Annotated in this window: 19 protein-coding genes and 1 pseudogene; 15 read left to right on the top strand and 5 right to left on the bottom strand. The window is 36.1% G+C overall.

Features of this window, described 5'->3' with window-relative positions; genetic code table 11:
• Window positions 1-33: 33 nt before the first annotated feature.
• Together LDM90_RS04570 and LDM90_RS04565 are read right to left on the bottom strand one after the other, a co-directional pair.
• Window positions 34-1,002 carry an ABC transporter substrate-binding protein gene (locus LDM90_RS04570; protein ID WP_198214010.1) on the bottom strand — a complete coding sequence of 323 codons (969 nt, stop codon included), beginning with the start codon at window positions 1,000-1,002 and terminating at the stop codon, window positions 34-36.
• Window positions 1,003-1,478: 476 nt separating this feature from the next.
• Window positions 1,479-2,402 carry an ABC transporter substrate binding protein gene (locus LDM90_RS04565; protein WP_373307169.1) on the bottom strand — a complete coding sequence of 308 codons (924 nt, stop codon included), beginning with the start codon at window positions 2,400-2,402 and terminating at the stop codon, window positions 1,479-1,481.
• A 554-nt stretch (window positions 2,403-2,956) separates the two neighbouring features.
• Between LDM90_RS04565 and LDM90_RS04560 the strand changes: the two genes are divergently transcribed.
• Window positions 2,957-3,238, top strand: coding sequence for an RNA polymerase factor sigma-54 (locus tag LDM90_RS04560; protein ID WP_223896662.1), 282 nt, complete (start codon window positions 2,957-2,959; stop codon window positions 3,236-3,238).
• A 61-nt stretch (window positions 3,239-3,299) separates the two neighbouring features.
• Here LDM90_RS04560 and LDM90_RS04555 read toward each other — a convergent pair whose 3' ends face one another.
• Window positions 3,300-4,241, bottom strand: a complete 942-nt coding sequence (locus LDM90_RS04555; protein WP_223896661.1) for an aldo/keto reductase — start codon at window positions 4,239-4,241, stop codon at window positions 3,300-3,302.
• A 186-nt stretch (window positions 4,242-4,427) separates the two neighbouring features.
• Here LDM90_RS04555 and LDM90_RS04550 point away from each other — a divergent pair, with 186 nt between their 5' ends.
• The 4 genes and pseudogenes from LDM90_RS04550 to LDM90_RS04535 all read left to right on the top strand — a co-directional run bounded on the left by LDM90_RS04550 (window position 4,428) and on the right by LDM90_RS04535 (window position 8,435).
• A complete protein-coding gene (locus LDM90_RS04550; RefSeq protein WP_045927542.1) occupies window positions 4,428-5,336 on the top strand; it encodes an L-lactate dehydrogenase in 909 nt (302 codons plus the stop codon).
• A gap of 135 nt (window positions 5,337-5,471) precedes the next feature.
• Window positions 5,472-5,701 (top strand): annotated as a pseudogene (gene cas9 / locus LDM90_RS04545) (type II CRISPR RNA-guided endonuclease Cas9); the annotation flags it as partial.
• A 169-nt stretch (window positions 5,702-5,870) separates the two neighbouring features.
• Window positions 5,871-7,112, top strand: a complete 1,242-nt coding sequence (locus LDM90_RS04540; RefSeq protein WP_223896660.1) for an MFS transporter — start codon at window positions 5,871-5,873, stop codon at window positions 7,110-7,112.
• 165 nt (window positions 7,113-7,277) lie between these two features.
• On the top strand, window positions 7,278-8,435 hold the full coding sequence (locus tag LDM90_RS04535; protein ID WP_223896659.1) for a hypothetical protein: 1,158 nt from the start codon (window positions 7,278-7,280) through the stop codon (window positions 8,433-8,435).
• A gap of 136 nt (window positions 8,436-8,571) precedes the next feature.
• On the opposite strand, the gene LDM90_RS04530 is transcribed toward LDM90_RS04535, so the two are convergent.
• On the bottom strand, window positions 8,572-9,819 hold the full coding sequence (locus LDM90_RS04530; protein ID WP_223896658.1) for a glycosyltransferase family 2 protein: 1,248 nt from the start codon (window positions 9,817-9,819) through the stop codon (window positions 8,572-8,574).
• A gap of 436 nt (window positions 9,820-10,255) precedes the next feature.
• Window positions 10,256-11,170 carry a proline-specific peptidase family protein gene (locus tag LDM90_RS04525; RefSeq protein ID WP_223896657.1) on the bottom strand — a complete coding sequence of 305 codons (915 nt, stop codon included), beginning with the start codon at window positions 11,168-11,170 and terminating at the stop codon, window positions 10,256-10,258.
• A 165-nt stretch (window positions 11,171-11,335) separates the two neighbouring features.
• On the opposite strand from LDM90_RS04525, the gene LDM90_RS04520 reads away from it, so the two are divergent.
• The 10 genes from LDM90_RS04520 to LDM90_RS04475 all read left to right on the top strand — a co-directional run bounded on the left by LDM90_RS04520 (window position 11,336) and on the right by LDM90_RS04475 (window position 20,560).
• Entirely contained in the window at window positions 11,336-12,082 is a 747-nt protein-coding gene (locus tag LDM90_RS04520; RefSeq protein ID WP_223896656.1) for a PAS domain-containing protein, read from the top strand.
• A gap of 223 nt (window positions 12,083-12,305) precedes the next feature.
• Complete coding sequence (locus LDM90_RS04515; protein WP_045927550.1) at window positions 12,306-12,755, top strand: DUF3290 domain-containing protein; 450 nt, start codon at window positions 12,306-12,308, stop codon at window positions 12,753-12,755.
• 13 nt (window positions 12,756-12,768) lie between these two features.
• The gene (locus tag LDM90_RS04510; RefSeq protein WP_198214002.1) at window positions 12,769-13,404 is read left to right on the top strand and encodes a DUF421 domain-containing protein; all 636 of its coding nucleotides are present in this window, start codon (window positions 12,769-12,771) and stop codon (window positions 13,402-13,404) included.
• Window positions 13,405-13,417: 13 nt separating this feature from the next.
• Window positions 13,418-14,239 (top strand): SIR2 family NAD-dependent protein deacylase, encoded by an 822-nt coding sequence (locus LDM90_RS04505; RefSeq protein ID WP_198214000.1) that lies wholly within the window; start codon window positions 13,418-13,420, stop codon window positions 14,237-14,239.
• Between the two features lie 9 nt (window positions 14,240-14,248).
• Window positions 14,249-15,202, top strand: coding sequence for an exonuclease domain-containing protein (locus LDM90_RS04500; protein WP_223896655.1), 954 nt, complete (start codon window positions 14,249-14,251; stop codon window positions 15,200-15,202).
• A 102-nt stretch (window positions 15,203-15,304) separates the two neighbouring features.
• Window positions 15,305-16,177, top strand: coding sequence for a DNA/RNA non-specific endonuclease (locus LDM90_RS04495; protein WP_223896654.1), 873 nt, complete (start codon window positions 15,305-15,307; stop codon window positions 16,175-16,177).
• 327 nt (window positions 16,178-16,504) lie between these two features.
• Window positions 16,505-17,590, top strand: coding sequence for an ABC transporter ATP-binding protein (locus LDM90_RS04490; protein WP_223896653.1), 1,086 nt, complete (start codon window positions 16,505-16,507; stop codon window positions 17,588-17,590).
• Entirely contained in the window at window positions 17,590-18,456 is an 867-nt protein-coding gene (locus LDM90_RS04485; protein WP_198213996.1) for a carbohydrate ABC transporter permease, read from the top strand. Before LDM90_RS04490 ends, LDM90_RS04485 begins: the two co-directional genes overlap by 1 nt.
• A complete protein-coding gene (locus LDM90_RS04480; protein ID WP_198213995.1) occupies window positions 18,457-19,281 on the top strand; it encodes a carbohydrate ABC transporter permease in 825 nt (274 codons plus the stop codon).
• Window positions 19,265-20,560 (top strand): MBL fold metallo-hydrolase, encoded by a 1,296-nt coding sequence (locus LDM90_RS04475; protein ID WP_223896652.1) that lies wholly within the window; start codon window positions 19,265-19,267, stop codon window positions 20,558-20,560. Before LDM90_RS04480 ends, LDM90_RS04475 begins: the two co-directional genes overlap by 17 nt.

Genomic DNA, 20,560 nt, shown 5'->3' with positions numbered 1-20,560 from the left:
CATAACTATTGATTCACGCTGCCTTTCTTTAATTTACTTAGGTGCTTTAATTGAAGCAGGATCAATTCCAAGTGCCTTTGCCATTTTCTTGTTAACCACCAATTTCAAATCAGTTGCCCTTTCAACAGGCATATCTTTAGGTTTAGCTTTACCGTCTAAAATTTTAGCAGCCATTTTACCGGTTTGTTTACCAAGCGCCTCGTAATCTATTCCAATAGAAGCCAAGCCACCAGTTTTAACCTGGTCAGTTGAACCGGCTACCAGTGGGATTTTCTTTTCCTTAACAACTTTACCAATAATTGAGGAAGCAGAAGCAAATGTGTTGTCTGTTGGTACGTAAATTCCTTGTACTTTTCCAGCTAAAGTTTCAGTGACTTGCTGGACATCATTAGTAGTGTTAGCTGTCTTAATTAAAACTTTAACGCCGGCTTTTTTAAGTGCTTTGACAGCTAGATCCGCTTGAATTTTAGAATTGGCCTCACCGGCATTGTACATGATGCCAATTGCTTTAGCTTTAGGCACTATTGATAATAACAATTTTATTTGTTTATCAATTGAAACCATGTCAGTAGTTCCAGTAACATTTCTGCCAGGTTTTGCATCTGAATTTACTAATTTAGCAGCTTTTAGATCAGTCACTGCAGTTACTACAATAGGAATATCTTCAGTAGCATTTGCTACGCTTTGCGCTGCCGGCGTAGCAATTCCCAAAATTAAATCTGATTTTTCATTGACTAGTTTTTCACTCATACTTTTCAGATTGTCTTGGCTATTTTGGGCATTTTGATAATCAATTTTTAGATTCTTGCCTTCAACGTAGCCATTCTCTTTCAAGCCCTCTTTGAAACCTTTGTTAGCCTCATCTAACGAGGGATGCTGTACTACTTGCAATATACCCACATGCTTAACAGTTGCTGTACTTCCTGATTTCTTGTTGCTGCAGCCACTAAGCAGCAACAGACTAGTTAAAGCCATTCCCATAATAATTTTCTTGATTCGCATTTTCGTTCCTCCGTAATACTGCTGACTGTAAAAAAATATCCACTTATTTCTAAGTGGATATACAAGAATTATTAGTAATAATCATTTGTGATTAGCCACTTAGAAAGTTATGTGGCTAACCGCAATTAAAGGACTTTAGCCATCATAGATAAATTCAAAACTTGAGTCTGGTTTGAATTCATCTAGATGAACCCAAACCTTATCTAAAATAGCTAAAGTAATAACGGTTATTCAGTTGTGAGACTCGTATTAAATTATATTTCATAAAACTTTACCTCCAACCTTAATGAGAAGATTATAAAAAATAAAGAAGAAAAAGTCAAGAAATAATAAATTTAGCTTGTAAAAATAATAATAATTATGATCACTTAAAGCAAAGGCTAAGTAAAAAGGTCACCCATTTGAAATAAGCAACAAAGCTTTTCACTTTTGCTTTTTATTTCACTGTTCAGTGGCCTTTTTATATCAACTTAAAATTATTTGGGTGCTTTAATTGATTTAGGATCAATTCCCAGTGCTTTAGCCATACTCTTGTTAACAACTAATTTCATATCATGTGCTCTTTCAACCGGCATGTTAGCTGGCTTTGCTTTTCCAGATAAGATTTTAGCAGCCATTTTGCCAGTTTGTTCTCCTAATAATTCGTAATCAATTCCGATTGAGGCCAAACCACCTGTTCTAACTTGATCGACGGAACTTGCTACCAGGGGAACTTTCTTTTCTTTAACTACTTTTCCAACTACAGAAGCAGCTGAATCGAAAGTATTATCGGTAGGAACGAAAATACCGTCAACTTTAGACGCAAGCGTTTCAGTTACTTGCTGGACATCATTAGTTGTATTTGCAGTTTTAATCAAAACTTTCACTCCTGCTTTTTTCAGTGCAGCCGTAGCTAAATCGGCTTGTATTTTAGAGTTTGATTCACCGGCATTGTACATAATGCCTACAGTTTTTGCCTTGGGTACGATTGATAGCAATAATTTAATTTGTCTTTTAATTGAAACCATGTCTGTTGTTCCCGTAATGTTTCTGCCAGGTTTAGCATCTGAATCAACTAACTTGGCTGCTTTCAAGTCAGTTACAGCAGTAACAACAGTTGGTATTTTTTGGGTCGCATTAGCAACGCTCTGTGCAGCCGGAGTGGCAATACCCAAAATCAAATCTGATTTTTCATTAACCAGTTTTTCACTCATACTTTTCAGATTGTCTTGATTGTTTTGCGCATTCTGGTAGTCAATTTTAAGATTTTTACCTTCAACAAAACCACTTTCTTTTAGTCCCTTTTTAAAACCTTTGTATGCCTTATCTAAAGAAGGGTGCTGCACTACTTGTAAAACACCAACATGTTTAACCTCAGGCGCCTTGCTGGCTTTTTTGCTGCTGCACCCTCCCAGTGCCATTAATCCGACAATACTAATTCCTGTGATCAATTTCTTGAAATGCATTTTCTGCCTCCATAAAAAATACCCACTTATTTCTAAGCGGGTACACAAAAATTTTTATTGCCAAAAACGATTGAATGTGGTCAGCCACTTAGAAAGCTATGTGGCTAACCAAACTAAAAGAGTCTTAGCCATCATAGATAAATTCAAACTTGTGTTTAGTTTGAATCCACCTAGATGAACCCAAACTCTTATCTATAGTAGCTAAGATAATAACGATTATTTAGTTGATTTTCTTTTTGACTAAATTGAATCATTACCCTTACCTCCAACTTCAATAACCGAATTATAAAAAAATAAGAAATTAAAGTCAAGGCTTAATTTAATTTTATTGTTGATGAAAGATATTCCGCTAATTTCTGAAACTAGTTTTGCTATCAGTCCCAAGTTAGCAAATGAAATTAATGATATTTAACGTCAAATAATTTAACTCAATTGTCAATCTTTTTAGGACTGATAGGTGTAGTATAATTAAATTGACAGTCATTCTTAAGTAAGAGGAGGAAAAGCCGATGACACGATTGCAAAAAATGGTATTAAAGCCAAAAGAGCAGTTAGTGACACAGCTTTTTTTGTCACTAAAATTAAAGCAGAATTTAACCAGTCTTTCTTATAGTACTCATGATTTAATAAATGCCATGAAAGAAGATGTCCGTGCTCCCTTAAGTGATCAGCAATTAGTAGAAATTTTTGCAGCGCATGATGTGACTTTAAGTCGACGAGTAATTGCTAAATACCGTAAAAAGCTCAATATACCTAATAGTTACAGCAGAAAATCCAAGTCAATTGATTAATATTGGCAAAAAAAATCCTAACGTAAAATTGCGCTAGGATTTTTGTGTTATCAGCTAATTCTTAAGGCAAATCATTACCTGCAGCAAGATAAATATCATACCATTCCTGAGCAGTAAGTGAAATATCTGCTCCCTTGGCACTGTCGATGATATGAGCTGGTGTCATCGTACCGATAATAACTTGTGTATTTGCCGGATGCCTTAAAATCCATGCAGCAGCAACAGCATTTTTAGAAACACCTTTTTGCTCAGCTACTTTTTGCAAGGCATCATTAACCTCCGGAAACTTAGGATTTCCAATGAAATTGCCTTCAATTTGACCGTATTGGAAAGGTGACCATGCCTGAACGGTCATATTGTGCAAGCGTGAGTAATCTAAAACGCCACGGTCATGATCAATACTCCGCTCATCCGTCATATTAGTGTGAATATTGAAGTCAATTGGACCAGTATGCATGACACTTAATTGCAGTTGATTAATTAACAGTTTTTGACTAACTCCACTCTGCAGTAAATCGACTTGCATCGGGTTGAAGTTGGAAACGCCAAAGTGACGCACTTTGCCGTCTCTTTGTAATTCATCAAAGGCAGCAGCGATTTCTGCAGGATCCATCAGAGCATCCGGTCTGTGCAACAGCAAACTGTCTAAGTAATCAATTCTCATGCGAGAAAGAATGCCATCCACAGCATTAATCAGATATTTCTTAGAAAAATCATACCTGGTAGTTTTATAATCTAACTCAGGATTTTCATAAATTCCAGTCTTTGATTGAATGTAAAAATCGTCGCGTTTTAAGGTTGATTTTTGTAATGCTTCTCCGAAAATTTCTTCAGATTTACCATGACCATAAACATCAGCTGAATCAATATAGTTAATACCAGTTTCATGGGCAGTTTCTAATGCCTTGACAGCTTCATCAACAGTCAGTTTATTCATGCGCATAATTCCGAGTGCAATGGCTGAACCAGAAAAGTTGGTGTTGCCAATTTTAATTTTTCTCATAATGTACCTCCTTTCTTTAGTATACGCTTTCTTAGAGGCAAAAATTTAAAAACAGGGAGTTTTAATTTATATTTAGCAATAATTGCAAAAAACCTAATATTTTTTTAAAAATAATTTTATTTTTATCATTATTTTGTATATAATAGATATTACATAATTTTGAAAAAACAAGTAGGAGGGAAAATTATGAGTAATAAAATAGGAGTTATCGGTGACGGTCACGTTGGCAGTACGGTAGCGCAGCAGTTAATATTAACGGGTTTAGTAGATGACCTCGTTATGATTGATGTTAATGAAGCAAAGGTTAGAGCAGATCAGCTTGATTTTCAAGACGCGATGGCAAATTTGAAGCATCACACTACTATTACGATCAATGATTATTCCGCCCTCAAGGATGCAGACATTGTCATTAGTGCTTTTGGAAATATTGAGTTGGAAGCAGGCGGTGAGCGTTTTGCAGAATTGAATTATAACCGTGAGCGAATTGGAGACATTGCGGAGTCAATCAAGAAGAGTGGCTTCAATGGTATTTTGGTTGCCATTACCAATCCAGTTGACGCAATTACTAATATGTACCAGGAACTAACTGGTTTACCGCGCAAACATGTCATTGGTACCGGTACTCTATTAGATACGGCTCGTATGAAGCGTGCTGTTGGTGAACGGATGAATGTAGATCCTCGTTCAGTTGAAGGTTTTAACTTGGGTGAGCACGGTAATTCACAATTTACTGCTTGGTCAACTGTTAAAGTTTTGGAAAAACCAATTACTGAAGTAGCTGAAGCAAAACATCTTAAGCTTGAAGACTTAAACGATGAAATTAAATTTGGTGGTCAAACAGTTTATAAAGGCAAACAATATACCAACTACGGTATTTCAGCTGCTGTAACTCGTTTGGTAGAAACCATTCAAAGCGATGCTCACACTGAAATGCCAGTTTCAAATTACCAGGAAAAATATGGTACCTACTTATCTTACCCGGCAATTGTTGGTCGCGATGGTATTGTTCAAACCGTTGAATTGACACTGACAGATGAAGAAGAAAAGAAATTACAGGCATCTGCAGAAACAATTAAAGAAAAAGCAAACAAATAGTTCTAGTTTATTTAGTTATTTAGTAAAAATGGTGGTCACAAAGATCATCATTTTTTTATTATATGAAAAAGATAGTGAATTCTATTGTTATAAGGGGTATTCTTATAGTAATGAATACTTAGAAGGGGAAAAATCATGAGCAAGATTAATGAAGATTATATTTTAGGTCTTGATATCGGGACCAACTCTTGCGGCTGGGCCGTAACTGATAAAAAAATAACTTATTAAAACTAAGAGGAAAAACAGCAATTGGCTCACATTTATTTGATGAAGGGCATACTGCTGCAGATCGGCGTGGTTTTAGGACTACCAGAAGGCGGCTCAAGCGTAGAAAATGGCGCTTAAGATTGCTGGAGAAAATATTTTTGATAATATACCACATTGTTAAGTATCGTGGTAATTTTTAATAGCATACACCAGTCAAAGATTTTGAAGCTTTTAAAATTGATGTAGATTTAATTTTAATAAATATAAATTATACTTTAATATTTTAAGAAATTGACACTAATTAAAGAAAGGCTACTATTTGTTCACATGAAAAACATACTAAAAAGTAACAACAACAAACTATACCTTTTGTCAGTGATCACAGATAACTTGGGTAGCTCTTTAATGTCATTTGCGTTGCCGTTGATGGTACTTGATATCACTAAAAATGGTATTCACTTATCAATAATTTCTATTATTGAAACATTGCCTATTTTGGTTTTAGGTCTTCCGGCAGGAGCTCTAACGGATAAATTAGATGTTAAAAAGATTCTCATTTTTAGTGATTTGATTAGATTAATCAGCTACTTGATTCTTTCCGCATCATTTGCATTCCAGTTAACAGTGAATTGCATGATTTTAATTATTTATGCGGTATCACTTGTCGTCAGCGTGACAAACACAATTAATACCGTGTCAGAAATTACTTTTGTTTCTTTTTTAGTAGAAAAGAAGGATTTTTCAGAATTAAACAGTCTGGTTTATGGCATACAATATGCAGCTAATTTTGCATTGCCTATTGTAGGTGGAATATTATATCAATATATTTCGCATAGTCTTTTAATTGTTATTTGTGCAGTTTTCTACCTAATTAGCCTTTTACTGGAAAAAAAGATCAGCCTGAAAACTAAATCTACTGCTTTTACCGGCTATACAGCTCTCAAATCTGCACTTAAAACGGTAAAAACAGATATAAAGGAGGGTCTGCAATATACACTTAATCTTCGTTCTGTTTTGTATCCGTTAATATTAGCTGCACTAGTTAATATTGTGTCAGCTAATTTTGATAATGACAGCCTCATAATATTACGTACGCAATTAAAACTTTCCTCTCAAAATATTGGAATAATTTCAGCGATTGCAGCTGTCAGTGCCTTAATTGGTACTTTTGTGGTCAATTGGTTGAATAGGCACATTAAGTTTAATCTATTGTTTGTATTGCTGATTTTTGCAGGTGCTCTTTTTCGTGCCCTTTTTGCGCTGTACCAAAATGTACCAATAATGGTTCTGGCCATTGCATTTGTTTCTATAATTGAATCAATTATTAATATTAGTATCATCACGAATAGGCAACAGCAAGTTGAACAAAAATATCTTGGGCGGGTTACGAGTATCTATAAAACAGTGCTAATTGGAGTAAACTCTTTGGGCTATCTTTTAGGCGGTCTTGTTGCTAAAAAAATAGGCTCAAGATCAGGCATTGGAGTTTCAGCCATTGAACTTTTGCTAGTTACAGCAATTAGTATTTTTTTACTGTCATCTGAAATAAAGCATGATAACGAGTCTTAGCATCAAAAATTTGGGCAAAAATAGTAAAAAGCAAGAATTTATAGGCAGGTTGGGAAACTATAAATTCTTTTTTTGTTTATATATGCAGGTAATTTGTTTAAAGTAACAGATAGATTAATAATGATTATAGTCTGTGACTTAATAAATTAATGAGGAGATATATAAATGACTACACTGCATAATAATAGTCGTGAAGCTAAACCAGATTGGTCTTCAGTGATTGTGGAAGAAGAGCAAATGCCCTGGTCCCAAAATAGTGCCAAGACCATTTGCGCAAGGTATAAGGATCCAGTTCTTAGAGGCTATTCTGCTGTAATTGTAAAAGATTCAATCAACAGAGAGTTTACTGAGAATGAAAACTTAATTACACCAGACAGAGTCACAACTATGATTGTCAGGTTTCCCAGATTTATTCTTCCCGAGTGGAATACTCACCGGGTTTTCAGCAGAAACAGTGCCTCTTCAAGAGCCAGAAGCATAAAGACTACCGTCAAGCCAGTAATGGAGCAACCTGTGATTCCACTTTGGACTATTAATCACAAGGGCATGACAGGGCCATTTGCTGATTCAGAAAGGGCAAAAAGATCTACTGCAAATTGGTTGCACTCCCGAGATGAAGCAGTTCTGGGTATGTTTCGACAGCTAATGAATGAAGAAGAAGTCCCTTACGATGCTGAAGCTAGTGACTGGGAAAAATTTGCTGACAAGTATGATGAAGCATATAAAAATGATGCAGTTCCAGCTTCATGGAATGATGCTCATAAACAAGACTGCAACAGATTGATTGAACCATGGATGTGGCATGAAACTCTGGTAACGTCAACTTATTGGCAAAATTTTCTGGATTTGCGAATTGCTGCTGGCGTCCAGCCGGAAATGGAAACTATTGCAATTTTGATTAAAGCTGTTCTTAAAGCAAGTCCCAAGTATGGAACATTGAAAAAGAGAATATTTCATGTTCCCTTTATCGAGGTTGAAGAAAATGATCTGTTATCATGGGAAAGGCTTGAGCCAGTGCTTCTGCAATCGGCTTCAGAATGTGCCAGAATTTCGTATCATGATCGCTCTAAAATGAAAAATAGAAATGGCTCAAATTTGGGTAAAAGATTGCTTGCTGAAAAGCATATGAGCCCGTTTGAACATATAGCATGGTCAGCTAAAAGCAGTGACTGGAAAAAAGTTCCCGCATTAAAAGAAAGGATGACGGATTTACTTGAAAAGCATCCTGATTGCCCACCCGACAAGATAGCTGGTTCGCTGACTTCAAATTTTAGTGAGAGCTGGCTGCAATTTAGAAGAGTCATTGAAAATAGAGAACAGTAAGACAATTAACTGTGTCTAATTATATAAAATTTGCAGAAAGAAAAAGACTAATAGATTGGGTTATCAATACACAAATTTATTAGTCTTTTTGAATGTAAATATTTAAAAATAGAAGTTAATTCCTTTTTCTGCCTTGTTAAGTATGAGAAGTTTTTGACCAGGACTGATTGCCAACTAAAATTCGTGCCAAAGCTTTATATGGAACTATGGCTAACGACCATCTGTAAAAATCAATCAAAAACAATATTTTTAGCAAATATGAAAATTTTAGCGGTTCATCAAACTTAGCTTCACGCCATTGCTTTAGAATTAACAATGTATTTGTCAAATATTCTATTATTAGCAAAATTGCAATAATTGAAATGCTAATCCAGGCATTCGTTTTCATATAAAGCAGTAAAACTATAAATGAAATTGCGGATGCTGGGGTTGTGACCATTGAAAATACTGGAATAAGCAGAAAGAGCAGTACAAAAGTTTTAACCATTGAAGGAATAGATTTAGATTTAACAATCTTTTTGCTATATTTGCCTAAACATTGAAAACCGCCTTGGCACCAGCGAGTACGTTGCTTGATCAGCTTTTTATATTTTGTAACTCCCTCTTGTCCAATGCTAACGGTATTTAAGAATGTACCACGGTAACCCTTTAATAAGCCTTTTAAGGAGAATTCGCAATCTTCCAATAATGATGATGACCAGCCAACGTTATTGGTCATTTTTAAGGTCATGAATTGACCATTGCCGGAAGCTAAAGATGAACCCCAATCAGTTCTTGCCATTTGTAGAAGAGAATTATAAATAGTGAATTCAAAATTTTGCATTGCTGCGATATTATGCTCCAGATTATAAATATTTACTCTTGTTTGAAGCAAATCACAATTAGAATGATTAAAAGCATATACGACTTGCCTTAAGTAATTTGCATCTAAGTGGCTATCAGCATCTATGACGCCAATAATAGTTTTTTCTTCAGGAAAATTCATTTTGGCAATGCGTTTGGCTGTATCCTGTAATGCTGGCCCCTTACCTTGTTGAGCATTAGGTTTTACGCGGTGTACAACTATGACATTAGGATGATAAGCATATTTTTGTAATAAAGTAGTGGTACCATCACTAGAATCATCATCAATAAAGACCAGCTTGAGTTTGATAAAACTCTCACATTGTTTTTGTAATTCCATTAAATAAGGAATGTTTTTTCGTAAGGATTGAAATTCATTCATTGCTGGGATTAACAAGAACATAGTATCGAAATCTCGACAGCGCTCGCCGTAATTATCTTGCTTTACATTATTGCTAAATGTCAGATAAAGAGTCCAAATTAAATCAAAAATGTACGAACAGCCACCTAAAATTAAAATGATGACTATTAATAAGTTCATTTTATTTTCTCCAAGTTATTTATTCCGTATTCTAAATATATGTTAACTTTATAATAACATAAATTGGTCTAGACTAAAAATATATTCTTTTAAAATTTATAAGTTTAAACTTTAATAAAAAATATATACCCTTATAGACATTGCTTTAATCACGGAAAACTTAAAATTTAAATAAGTGAAAAGTATACTGGATTATTTTTAATATAGTTTTTTTATTGTTGTAAATTCATGAGTGAAGAAAAATATTTTATTATTATTTTTTAAAAAAGGCATATCATTGTAAACTGTTATTTTATACATGATTAAAATATAGTAAAAAATAATTATATTTGCAAAAAGTAATTAGTAAGAAAGCTTTTTTTAAGTGAACAAAAAAACAAGCAGCTGCGTGCTTGTTTTTCGGGTACTTTTACTTACATAAAAATATTCGGACTTGTTATTCTCCTTTAAAAGTCCCTGCTTCAACTTGACAGATAAAGTCTGCTAAGTGCTTGTAATAAACATCAGGGTTATCAACCATATGATGATGGCCACCATCAGGAGTTGTAACTAAGCGGGAATTCGGAATTTCTTTTTGCATAATTTTAGCCGTAGCGATTGGCATTGTTTCATTTTCACCAAAGGTTAACAAAGTTGGTACTTTAATATTTTTAAGTTGGTCTCTAAAGTGCCAGTCTTTTAGTTTGCCAGTAATCACAAATTCATTGTCACCCTGAAAGGCTTCGTATACAGCAGAACCACCAATATCCTTTAAATGATATAACTTAGACGGCTGTTTGCGGTCAACAAAGTTAATGTTGAGAATGTTGACATCTTCTTGATAGCGGTCATTGCCATAATCGTTATTGTTTTCGCATTCATGCATGAAGTCAATTTCAGTTTGGGGCAAAACTTCTTGGCGACGTCGGTTCACGGCTTTAACATAATCATCAATATCGTCCACCATTGAGGAAATAATTGCTCCTTTCAGGTGCTGACCATATTTAACGGCATATTCTTGTACCAGAAGTCCGCCCCAGCTTTGACCAATCAAATAAAAATTGTCTAAACCCAGTTTTTCACGTACCTCGTCAACTTCATCCAGGAAGTATTCATATGTTAGATACTTTTTAGCAATTTCCGGATCAGAATAATCGGGTTGATCGGAATAAAGGGAACCAAGCTGATCATACATCGTTACTTGCACATCCAAGCCCTGCTTTTTTAATTGATCGGCAGTATCTTCCCAATATTCATGGTTTCCTCCGGGGCCTCCATGTAGAGCCAGTAAATGAATTTTGCCTTGACCCTGAGTGTTTGTCCATAAATGATAGCCATTATCCAGCGTAATAATTTTGGTACCTGTTTTCATATTTCTCTCCTTTAATCGTTATCAACTAGTCTCTATTTTAGCTCATTATAATAGAAAGAAAAACAAATCCCAAAAATGAAAAGTAATTTAAGGTAATGCCTAAAATTAAGCGATTACATGTTACAATTAGTTTAGTATGTTAGATGAAGATTAAGGAGAACGAAAATGGCTGAACCCAAATGGTTAAAAGACATGGATGCTAGCGAGTATTTAAAAGAAGATTTTGATGCAAAAGGCAAAAGTCGCTATACAGTAGAAGGGCTTGATAAGAAAGACCCAGATTGGCTTGACAAAGCAGCAGAAAAAACTCACGCCGCTACAGGAGATGATTATGTTAAGCTTGATAGTGGGCTGTTAACAGTTAACCAAATAAACTGGATGCTACGCAACACGATTGGAGAACTAACCTTTGTGGATGATAATAACCAGTTCTTATGGTACAATCGTCCGGTTGATCCTAATGTGAAGATGAAGGCCAAAAGAGTTCCTGCGCAAGTAGGGAACACAATGGGCGAAGTTCATCCGGATGTGCGTGAAGTAATTCCGGAAGCTAAAAAAGTTGTTCATGCACTGCGCACTAAAGAGAGTGGGCATGATACTGTATATATGCCAGTACCTACTGGAAATCTTAAGGAACTGGTTTTGCATTATTATAAACGCGTTGAAGATGATGAGGGCAATTATGCCGGTATTTATGAATGGGTACAAGATCTTTATCCATTAGTAAAATATTTCTGTGAAACTACAGGACAAAAGTTGGTCGTTGATCCGGATGTGACAACCGGTGCGACATATAGACGCAATTCAGATCCTGATGCTAAGACAGGTGCGTCAACTAAAGCTGAAGCGGCAAAAGAAGAGGCTGAAGCAGAAACTGAGTCTGATGCAGCAACGGGTGCTTCTCAAAACTAGAAATAAATTGAATATTAATAAGCAGTAGTTAGACAGCTTCTAACTACTTTTTTGTTATACTGATAATAGATGAGCTTATAAACACAGTTGAAGTAAGCTTCTGGGAGGAATTAAATGTTTTAGCTATATTTGGTAATAATTAAGGTAGTTAATATGAAATTTCTTAAAAAGTATTGACTACAGTAAAATAGAATAAATTGTTTTTTATAGAGGTAATTATGTCATGACTTTTTACACACTTAAATATATTGAGCAAAATCAAAATACAAGTAAAACCATTCTCTATGTACTGATTGCGGTTGCGGCTTTAACGATGATTGCTTTTACAGTTCTTTATCTCAGGCATAGATTCGATACGCGCTACCGAGACCTGGGCATTATTGCACTTTTGTTTTTGCTTTTATTTATGGGAACACAATACGAAAAATACGTGCAAACCAATGTGGTAAAATCCCAATCCGAGCAGATTGCGCCTTTTATTAAATCAGTTGCTAAAGATCATAAGGTTCCGGTTTCGGACGTCATGGTTAGTTCTACAACTTTGCAAAACGGTCTAATTGTCAGAGTTGATTCCAAAGACATTGACTATCAACTGGAACTAAATGACGATAACAATTCATATTCTTTAAAGCAGGCCCACGTGATTAACCACACGGTCGACGTAAAGAATTAGGAGGAAAATAATAATGAATTATACGCAGCTTTTTATTAAATTCGTATTAGGTGTGTTAACTTTAATTTTTCAAATAAATGTGTTTGGCAAGAGCAATATTGCTCCCACAACGGCTCTGGATCAACTGCAAAACTATGTTTTGGGTGGTATTATAGGAGGCGTTATTTATAATGCCAATATTTCCGTATTACAGTTTTTGCTGGTTTTGATTGTCTGGACTTTAGTGGTCTTTATCCTAAAATTTGCCAGAGAGCACAGCAACTTTATTCGCAGCCTAATTGATGGCAAACCAATTCAAATAATTAAAAATGGTCAAGTTTTGCCTCGAAATTGTTTATCTGCTGGACTTTCAGCTAATGAATTAATGTTTAAATTGCGCAGTCAAGGAATTTATTCTGTTGATAAAGTGAAAAACTGTATTTTTGAAAAGAACGGTCAATTAACGGTAATTAAAAAAGATGAGAAGAATGTACGTTTTCCGTTAATTAATGATGGTCAAATCAACCAAGATGTGCTTGAATCTATTAATAAGGATGAAGACTGGCTAAAAGAGCAGGTCAAACAAGCTGGCTATGATGATACTGGTGATATTTTCTTAGGAGAATTTGAAGATGGCCAAGTTTCATTTACTGGTTATAATCAAAAATAGAAAAGGTAATTAAATGGAAAATTTGAATAAGGCACGACAGTTAGTGCAAAATGCTGATACTGTAATAGTGGTTGCCGGTAATGGCTTAGCTAAAACTGAAGGACTTGACCTTTTGGGTCAGGAAGATTTTGAACGTGATTTTCCCACTATTGTTCAAAAATATGATGTTCATTCAGTAGGATATGCTCTTGATGAGCACAAGCTTTCATGGGCTGAGAAATGGCAGTTATGGTCAAACCTTATTCAAAGGTATTCACTTGATTATCATCCTAGTAAAACATTGCAAAAACTGAAGCAATTAATTGATGACAAGCAGTATTTTATTGCTACCTCTGCATTTGGTCACTTTTTTGAAACTGCCGGCTTTAATGAAAACCGCATTTTTAATGTGTTTGGCGACTGGACTAAAGCGCAGTGTTCCAGCGGCATCAATCATGGACTTAAGAATTGTCAGTCTGTCGTTCAAAAGATTGCTGGGAAAAAGCCCGATACCAACATAGAAGAATTGGTACCAAAATGTGATGTATGTGGTCAGCCACTGGAAATACATATGCCACTTAATGAGCATTTTTATCCAGATACTGAAGCTAACACTCGTTTCCGCTGGTTTTTAACCGGTAATGAAGATAAAAACACTGTTTTTTTGGAATTAGGAGTTGACGAAACGAGCCCGCAATTACGGGAACCAATTGAACATTTGGTAGCAGAATTTCCGCAATGGTCCTATGTGGCTGCTGACTTCAAGCAGGAAAATTTATTACCGGAAATTCAAGAACGCAGCGCTGGTACAAACGCGGATGCAGCAAGTTTAATCAATAATTTGGTGATGGAGTAGCTGATTTCAATGAGTATTTACGTAAAAAATGGCGTACTGCATGTTTCTGGGGTTCAAGATAAGATCCGCGGCAAGGGTCAGGAATGGCCTGACTTCATTTCCGACTACACTATGCTCGATATTGAAACTACGGGCTTAAACCCATATCGTGATCATGTAACTGAACTTGGTGCAGTTAAAGTGCGTGCTAACAAAGTGGTAGATGAGTTTAGTCAACTGGTTGTTTATCCACGGTCAAATCATGTGCCGAGTTTTATCACTAAGTTAAATGGTATTACTGAAGAACTGCTTCTTAAAGAAGGAAAGCCGGTAAAAGAGGCAATGACGGCTTTTCGCAAGTTTATTGGTGACGATATTATCATTGGCTATAACGTCAATTTCGATCTCAATTTTTTGTATGATTTAGCACGAAAATTTCATTTGCCGGAGCTTAGTAACGATTATGTCGATGTGTTGCGTTTAGCTCGAGTATATTATCCGCAGCAGCACAATCGCTTGCTTGACTGCATTCAGCGCGCAGGTATTGCACAAGTAGAACAGCATCATGGTCTGGAAGATTCCCTTGATACTAAAAAAGTTTATGATGATTTTCGCCAGCATTTTACGCCAGAACTATTGCAAAAAGCACAAGGCAAACTGAAAAACATTGATTTGCTGGAGGAAGAACTGGAAGTCTGGGAATTAGGATTTCGTAATCCGGTTAATAATAAAAAGATTGCTTTTGCTCCTGAGGTAGAAATAAACGGCACTGAAGCTGCTCAAATGGTTAATAATATGAATGGCATAGCCCAAACTGGTGTCAAAGCTGATACAGATTATTTAATTATGAGTGATGACGGCTTTTTCAGTAAAAATAATCCAGAAGCATTGAAGGCAAAAGAATTTAATCATGCAGGCAGCAAGATTAAGCGCTTGTCTGAAAGCTATTTTTTGAATATGCTGGATGAATGGGCCAGAAGTTAAAATTAGAGGCAAGGGATCATTGACCTTGCTTTTTTATTGTTCCTGTTGCAAACAACAGTTCGATTAGCTATACTTAATTATTATTAAAAAGGAGCAATGTGAATGGCACGCAGGAGGAGCAGACGAAAAACTAAAACAACTAACGGAGATTTTTGGGCAATAGTCATTATTATCTTGTTCTTGTTGTGGTTTGTTTCTACTAAGGGTGGCTCAGACCCAAGTGGACACCAGACAATGAACAGGATCACGCGCAGTGACCGCCAGAAACGCAATCAAATTGATAAGGCCAAGCCTGCTGCTAAAGTATACGGTGGCTTGTCGCATGAAGACTACCAAAAACTGGCTAATTTAAACTTTAAAAGTGGAAGTTCTTCTTATATTACTGTTAATAATGATCATTCCACGTTAATCAAAAATGCCTGGCGCGTTAATCGGGTTATTTATTCTGATTTGGATAGTTTAAATCGTACATCTCATTCGAATACAGCCTTTTTACAAAAGCGCAATGTTGCTAACGATAGTTTGAGGGTTCGCCAATTCGTTGAACCAACTGGTTGGCATTATAACCGGCGCAACGGCACACAAATTTATAATCGTGGACACCTCATTGCGTATTCAGTTTCTGCCGGTATTGACTTTGAAGGCAACTTCAATCCCCGCAATCATTCAGGTGATCAAAATAACCCTAAAAATTTGTTCACACAGTCTGCTTTTTCCAATCAAAGAATTCAAACAATGTTTGAAAGCCGTATTCGTGTTGCTTTAAGGCAAAATAAAAAAGTGATTTATCAAGCTACGCCGATTTTTCGAGGAGACGAATTAATGGCACGTGGTATTAACTTGCAGGCAGTCTCAACTGACGGAGAACTTGATTTTAATGTTTATCTGTTTAACGTTCAGCCTGGTTACTCTTTTAACTATAACAATGGACGAGCCAAAGTAAATCATGAGATTTTTGTGAAAGATAATTACTAACCAGTAGTTGCTGGCAAAATCAGCTTTAAAGAATAACCAAATGTTCGGATAAAATAATAGTTAATATATACAGAGATTAAAAAGAGTGGTAGTAACATTTACTGTCGCTTTTTTCTTAAGGCAAAACTTTAAAAAGAGAACAATAAAAGCAATTTCCGGATAATAATTAACAATTTAAACAACAAATACGAATAATTAACTTAAAAGCTTGATTATGATAAGATAATTACGAATTTTAATTAAGCAAATTAGGTTGTGTTCTGACTTTTTTTATCATAAAATTAAGAGAGTAAAAATGAAAAATAAAGATTATAGTGGTGCGATTTAATGGATAACAATAAATTTGTTGAAGTGAAAAACCTGCAAAAAGTTTATGACAATGGTCATGAAGCTATAAAAAACGTCAGCTTTTCCGTTAAAAAAGGAGATTTGGTGTGTTTATTAGGGCCATCCGGTTGTGGAAAAACAACTATTTTAAATATACTGGCTGGTCTGCTTAATCCCACAGAAGGAGACATCTTATTTAATGGCAAGTCGGTGGTAAAGGTTGCACCTAAAGATCGCCATATTGGCTACGTTTTTCAAAACTATGCATTGTATCCTCATATGACTGTTTTGCAAAACGTAATGTTTCCACTTATTGTAGGGGCTAATAAAAAACCTAAAGAAGAAGCCAAAAAGATTGCTACTAAGTACATGGAATTAACGCAGATTACCGAGTTGGCTGATCAAAAGCCTGGCAATTTATCCGGTGGTCAGCAACAAAGAGTGGCAATTGCTCGTGCTTTGGTACAAGAACCTCAAATTCTGCTCATGGATGAACCTTTGAGCAATTTGGATGCCAGACTGCGTTTAAAGATTCGTGAAGAAATTCGTTCATTAGTCAAATCTGTTGGCATTACCACGCTTTTTGTCACTCATGACCAAGAAGAAGCATTGTCTATTGGTGATAAAATCATCCTCTTTAATGATGGTGTTATACAACAAGACGATTTAGGCCAAAACTTTTATTTGGAGCCTAATAATTATTTTGTAGCCAATTTTGTCGGCAATCCAGTAATTGATAATTTTAAAATAACTAAAACTGCAAATGAATTAAAGTCAAGCCAATTTACGATAGATCTTGCTGATCTGGAACAGTCTCGTTTTAAACGGGAATTGCCAGATGGTGAGTATATCTTGTCTGTTCGACCTGAGAATATTATTCCAGATCCTGAGGGTCTTTTCGAGACCACGGTGGATGATATTGAATTAATTGGACGTGAACGTATACTGAAATTTACATTTGATAATGAACAGGTTCGTTCACTAATTAACCTTGAAACTCCAATTAAGAGAGGCGATCAAGTTAAACTTAAAATGCGATTAAATCGGGTATTTCTTTTTACACCTGAAGGAGAGCGAGTTTACTAATGAAGACAAATCAAAAGAAGGCTTGGCTTTTTTTAGCACCAACTATTATCTTTGTCACTTTGTTTAGTATTTATCCCATTTTACGTGCTTTTGGTATGAGCTTTCAAAGTGGTTCATTAATTGATTTACACTGGAATGGTTTTAGTAATTATCAGTATATTTTCAACGACCCGGAATTTTGGCTGGCTATCAAGAATACGGTGCTATATGCAATTATTTCAGTACCTATCGGCTTAATAATTTCAATTATGCTGGCGTGGATAATTTTTGACAAGGTGAAGCATAAGTCATTCTTTGAAACAACGTTTTTTATGCCATATGTTACTTCAACAATTGCCATAGGGATTGTTTTCCGTTACATCTTTAATGGTGATTACGGGATGTTGAACTTTTTGCTTAGATGTTTGCATCTGCCTGCTCCTGACTGGATTGATGATCCAGCAATGTCTTTAACTACCATTATTATCTTTGGTATTTGGTCGTCACTGGCTTTTAACATTGTCATATTAATGGGAGCACTGCGTAATATTGACCCGAATTTTTATACAATTGCTGACATGTACGGTGCTAGCGGGCGCGATAAGTTTTGGCGCATTACTATGCCGGAGCTGGTTCCTACTATTGCTTTTCTGCTAACAATGAATGTGATTGGAGCCTTTAAAATCTATACTTCTGTTTACGCACTCTTTAACGGGCAAGCCGGAGTGGGTAATTCGGGAACAACTGCCGTGTTCTATATTTACAATAAGTTCCAAATTGTCGGCACTCCGGGAGTTGCGATGGCGGCAACGGTAATTTTGTTCCTGATAATTCTGTTTGCGACGTTCTTGCAACGGAAAATGATGAAGAAGATAGGAGAGAATTAAATGAAACGAATTCGGCTAGGAGTTTTATTCAGTTACATTATTTTATTTATCTTTGCCATCATTACTGTTTTTCCATTCATTTATATGATTTTAGGTGGTTTGATGAGTTTTCAGGAAACAACTTCTATTCCGCCAACATTAATCCCGCATCATTTTGAGTGGTCTAACTACGCAAAAGTATTTGCCCGTGCACCTTTTGGTCGCTACTTCTTCAATACGGTTTTAACAGCCAGTATCACCACGCTTGTCAGTTTGTTTAATTCATTGCTTGGCGCTTTTGCCATGGTTAACCTGCGCTTTAAGGGCAAGGGTCTAATCCAAATGGTGCTTTTGTCACTATTGATGGTACCTGGTGAAGCAATTATTTTTACTAATTACAATACGATTGCACATATGGGTTTGCTTAATACCTATGTAGGACTGGTCTTGCCATTCCTAACTTCGATTTTCTACATGTATTACTTGCAGAGCTATTTTGGTTCAATCTCAGATACGATTTATAAAGCAGCTATGATTGATGGCGCCAGTGATTGGGATTACATTTGGAAAATTTTAGTACCGATGTCAAAAGGCGGCTTGTTTACAGTTGGTCTTTTAAGCTTCATCTCTGGCTGGAATTCATTTCTCTGGCCGTTACTGGTTACAAATGAAGATACCATGCGTTTGCTAAATAATGGTTTATCTGCCTTTGCATCCGATGCCGGTAGTGAAACGCAATTGCAACTGGCTGCTGCTACCCTGACTGTTTTACCAATTTTAGTCTTGTACCTAATCTTTAGAAAACAGATTATTAAGGGGGTGGTTCGTAATGATCTTAAAGGATAGAACCACCATTACGTTTTACAATGGTTTAAATACTATTGGCGGCCCAATGATGGAGGTGGCATATCACAAATCGCACATTTTGTTTGATTTGGGTGAAGTCTACCGACCTGAGCTCAATTTGCCTGACGAAAATTATCAGACTTTAGTGCAAAATGAGCTGATTGGTGATGTACCGAACTTTTATGATCCCCAACTAACTGGTAAAGCAATTGATCATGGACGTTGGGAATATGCGGCAGCTTATATGTCCCACCTGCACCTTGATCACAGCAAGGCCATGAATTTCTTGGCTCCAGAAATACCTTTGTATGCAGGGTCAATAACAGCTAAGATGTTGCCTGCTTTAAATGAAAAAGGAGACTTTTTACTGCCTGCTGCCGGACATGAGGCGAATTATACACGCCCAATTTTTGCAGCCGAGTATCAAAAGCCAATAGAAATCGGCGATATAACGATGACGGTGTGGCCAAGTGACCACGATGCTTATGGTGCAACTGGTCTGATAGTGAGAACACCAGACTTGGCAATTGCCTATACTGGCGACATTCGTCTTCATGGTTATCATCCTGACTGGGTTAAAAAATTTTTGGCAGCAGCTAAAGACTGTGATGTTTTAATTACTGAAGCAACCGGGTTTTCTTGGCCAGAAGAAAAGCATGAAGAAAATAGCGAAGAATTTACTGGTCCTAAAAATGAGGATGAACTGACTGCCAAATTTGTACAATTGCAAAATGACAACCCTAAGCGGCAAATTACTTTTAATACTTATCCTACCAACGTTGAGCGGCTATTGCGCATTATTTCTGATTCACCGCGTAAAGTTGTTTTGCATGCCGCAAGAGCTCATTTGCTCAAGGAAAGTTTAAATCAAGATTTTCCTTATTATTACTTGCCAGGGGAGCAGAAATTCGTTGATCTGAAACCGGAACTAGCTGTTCATTACGATGATCTGCTAAATGATGATCACGAATTCCTCTGGCAAGCAGTTGCTGATTTCGACCACTTGCAAAAAGGTGGTTTGTATATTCACTCTAATGCAGAGCCATTAGGAGATTTTGACCCAGCATACAAGCCTTTTTTGCAAAATCTCGCTGAGCAAAATATTGAAGTTCAGACGTTGCGTTGTTCTGGTCACGCTGACGAGCAAGAACTAAAACAAATTATTGCTTGGGTTCAACCACCAACACTTATTCCTGTGCACACATTGCATCCGGAGCTGGTGGAAAACCCTTATGGTAACAGGATTTTACCAAAACGTAACCAAACAATTGCGTTTTGA

The organism is Lactobacillus huangpiensis, assembly GCF_019972815.1.
In the GTDB taxonomy this organism is placed as follows: Bacteria; Bacillota; Bacilli; order Lactobacillales; family Lactobacillaceae; genus Lactobacillus; species Lactobacillus huangpiensis.
This window is presented reverse-complemented; position numbering and strand designations above follow the sequence as displayed.

Excerpts from the sequence above, each read along its gene's own strand:
- LDM90_RS04485 (WP_198213996.1), top strand. The coding sequence starts at position 17,590 with ATGAAGACAAATCAAAAGAAGGCTTGGCTTTTTTTAGCACCAACTATT.
- LDM90_RS04560 (WP_223896662.1), top strand. The coding sequence starts at position 2,957 with ATGACACGATTGCAAAAAATGGTATTAAAGCCAAAAGAGCAGTTAGTG.
- LDM90_RS04500 (WP_223896655.1), top strand. The coding sequence starts at position 14,249 with ATGAGTATTTACGTAAAAAATGGCGTACTGCATGTTTCTGGGGTTCAA.
- LDM90_RS04505 (WP_198214000.1), top strand. The coding sequence starts at position 13,418 with ATGGAAAATTTGAATAAGGCACGACAGTTAGTGCAAAATGCTGATACT.
- LDM90_RS04515 (WP_045927550.1), top strand. The coding sequence starts at position 12,306 with ATGACTTTTTACACACTTAAATATATTGAGCAAAATCAAAATACAAGT.
- LDM90_RS04495 (WP_223896654.1), top strand. The coding sequence starts at position 15,305 with ATGGCACGCAGGAGGAGCAGACGAAAAACTAAAACAACTAACGGAGAT.
- LDM90_RS04570 (WP_198214010.1), bottom strand. The coding sequence starts at position 1,002 with ATGCGAATCAAGAAAATTATTATGGGAATGGCTTTAACTAGTCTGTTG.
- LDM90_RS04565 (WP_373307169.1), bottom strand. The coding sequence starts at position 2,402 with ATGGCACTGGGAGGGTGCAGCAGCAAAAAAGCCAGCAAGGCGCCTGAG.
- LDM90_RS04535 (WP_223896659.1), top strand. The coding sequence starts at position 7,278 with ATGACTACACTGCATAATAATAGTCGTGAAGCTAAACCAGATTGGTCT.
- LDM90_RS04490 (WP_223896653.1), top strand. The coding sequence starts at position 16,505 with ATGGATAACAATAAATTTGTTGAAGTGAAAAACCTGCAAAAAGTTTAT.
- LDM90_RS04525 (WP_223896657.1), bottom strand. The coding sequence starts at position 11,170 with ATGAAAACAGGTACCAAAATTATTACGCTGGATAATGGCTATCATTTA.
- LDM90_RS04540 (WP_223896660.1), top strand. The coding sequence starts at position 5,871 with ATGAAAAACATACTAAAAAGTAACAACAACAAACTATACCTTTTGTCA.
- LDM90_RS04510 (WP_198214002.1), top strand. The coding sequence starts at position 12,769 with ATGAATTATACGCAGCTTTTTATTAAATTCGTATTAGGTGTGTTAACT.
- LDM90_RS04530 (WP_223896658.1), bottom strand. The coding sequence starts at position 9,819 with ATGAACTTATTAATAGTCATCATTTTAATTTTAGGTGGCTGTTCGTAC.
- LDM90_RS04520 (WP_223896656.1), top strand. The coding sequence starts at position 11,336 with ATGGCTGAACCCAAATGGTTAAAAGACATGGATGCTAGCGAGTATTTA.
- LDM90_RS04480 (WP_198213995.1), top strand. The coding sequence starts at position 18,457 with ATGAAACGAATTCGGCTAGGAGTTTTATTCAGTTACATTATTTTATTT.
- LDM90_RS04555 (WP_223896661.1), bottom strand. The coding sequence starts at position 4,241 with ATGAGAAAAATTAAAATTGGCAACACCAACTTTTCTGGTTCAGCCATT.
- LDM90_RS04550 (WP_045927542.1), top strand. The coding sequence starts at position 4,428 with ATGAGTAATAAAATAGGAGTTATCGGTGACGGTCACGTTGGCAGTACG.
- LDM90_RS04475 (WP_223896652.1), top strand. The coding sequence starts at position 19,265 with ATGATCTTAAAGGATAGAACCACCATTACGTTTTACAATGGTTTAAAT.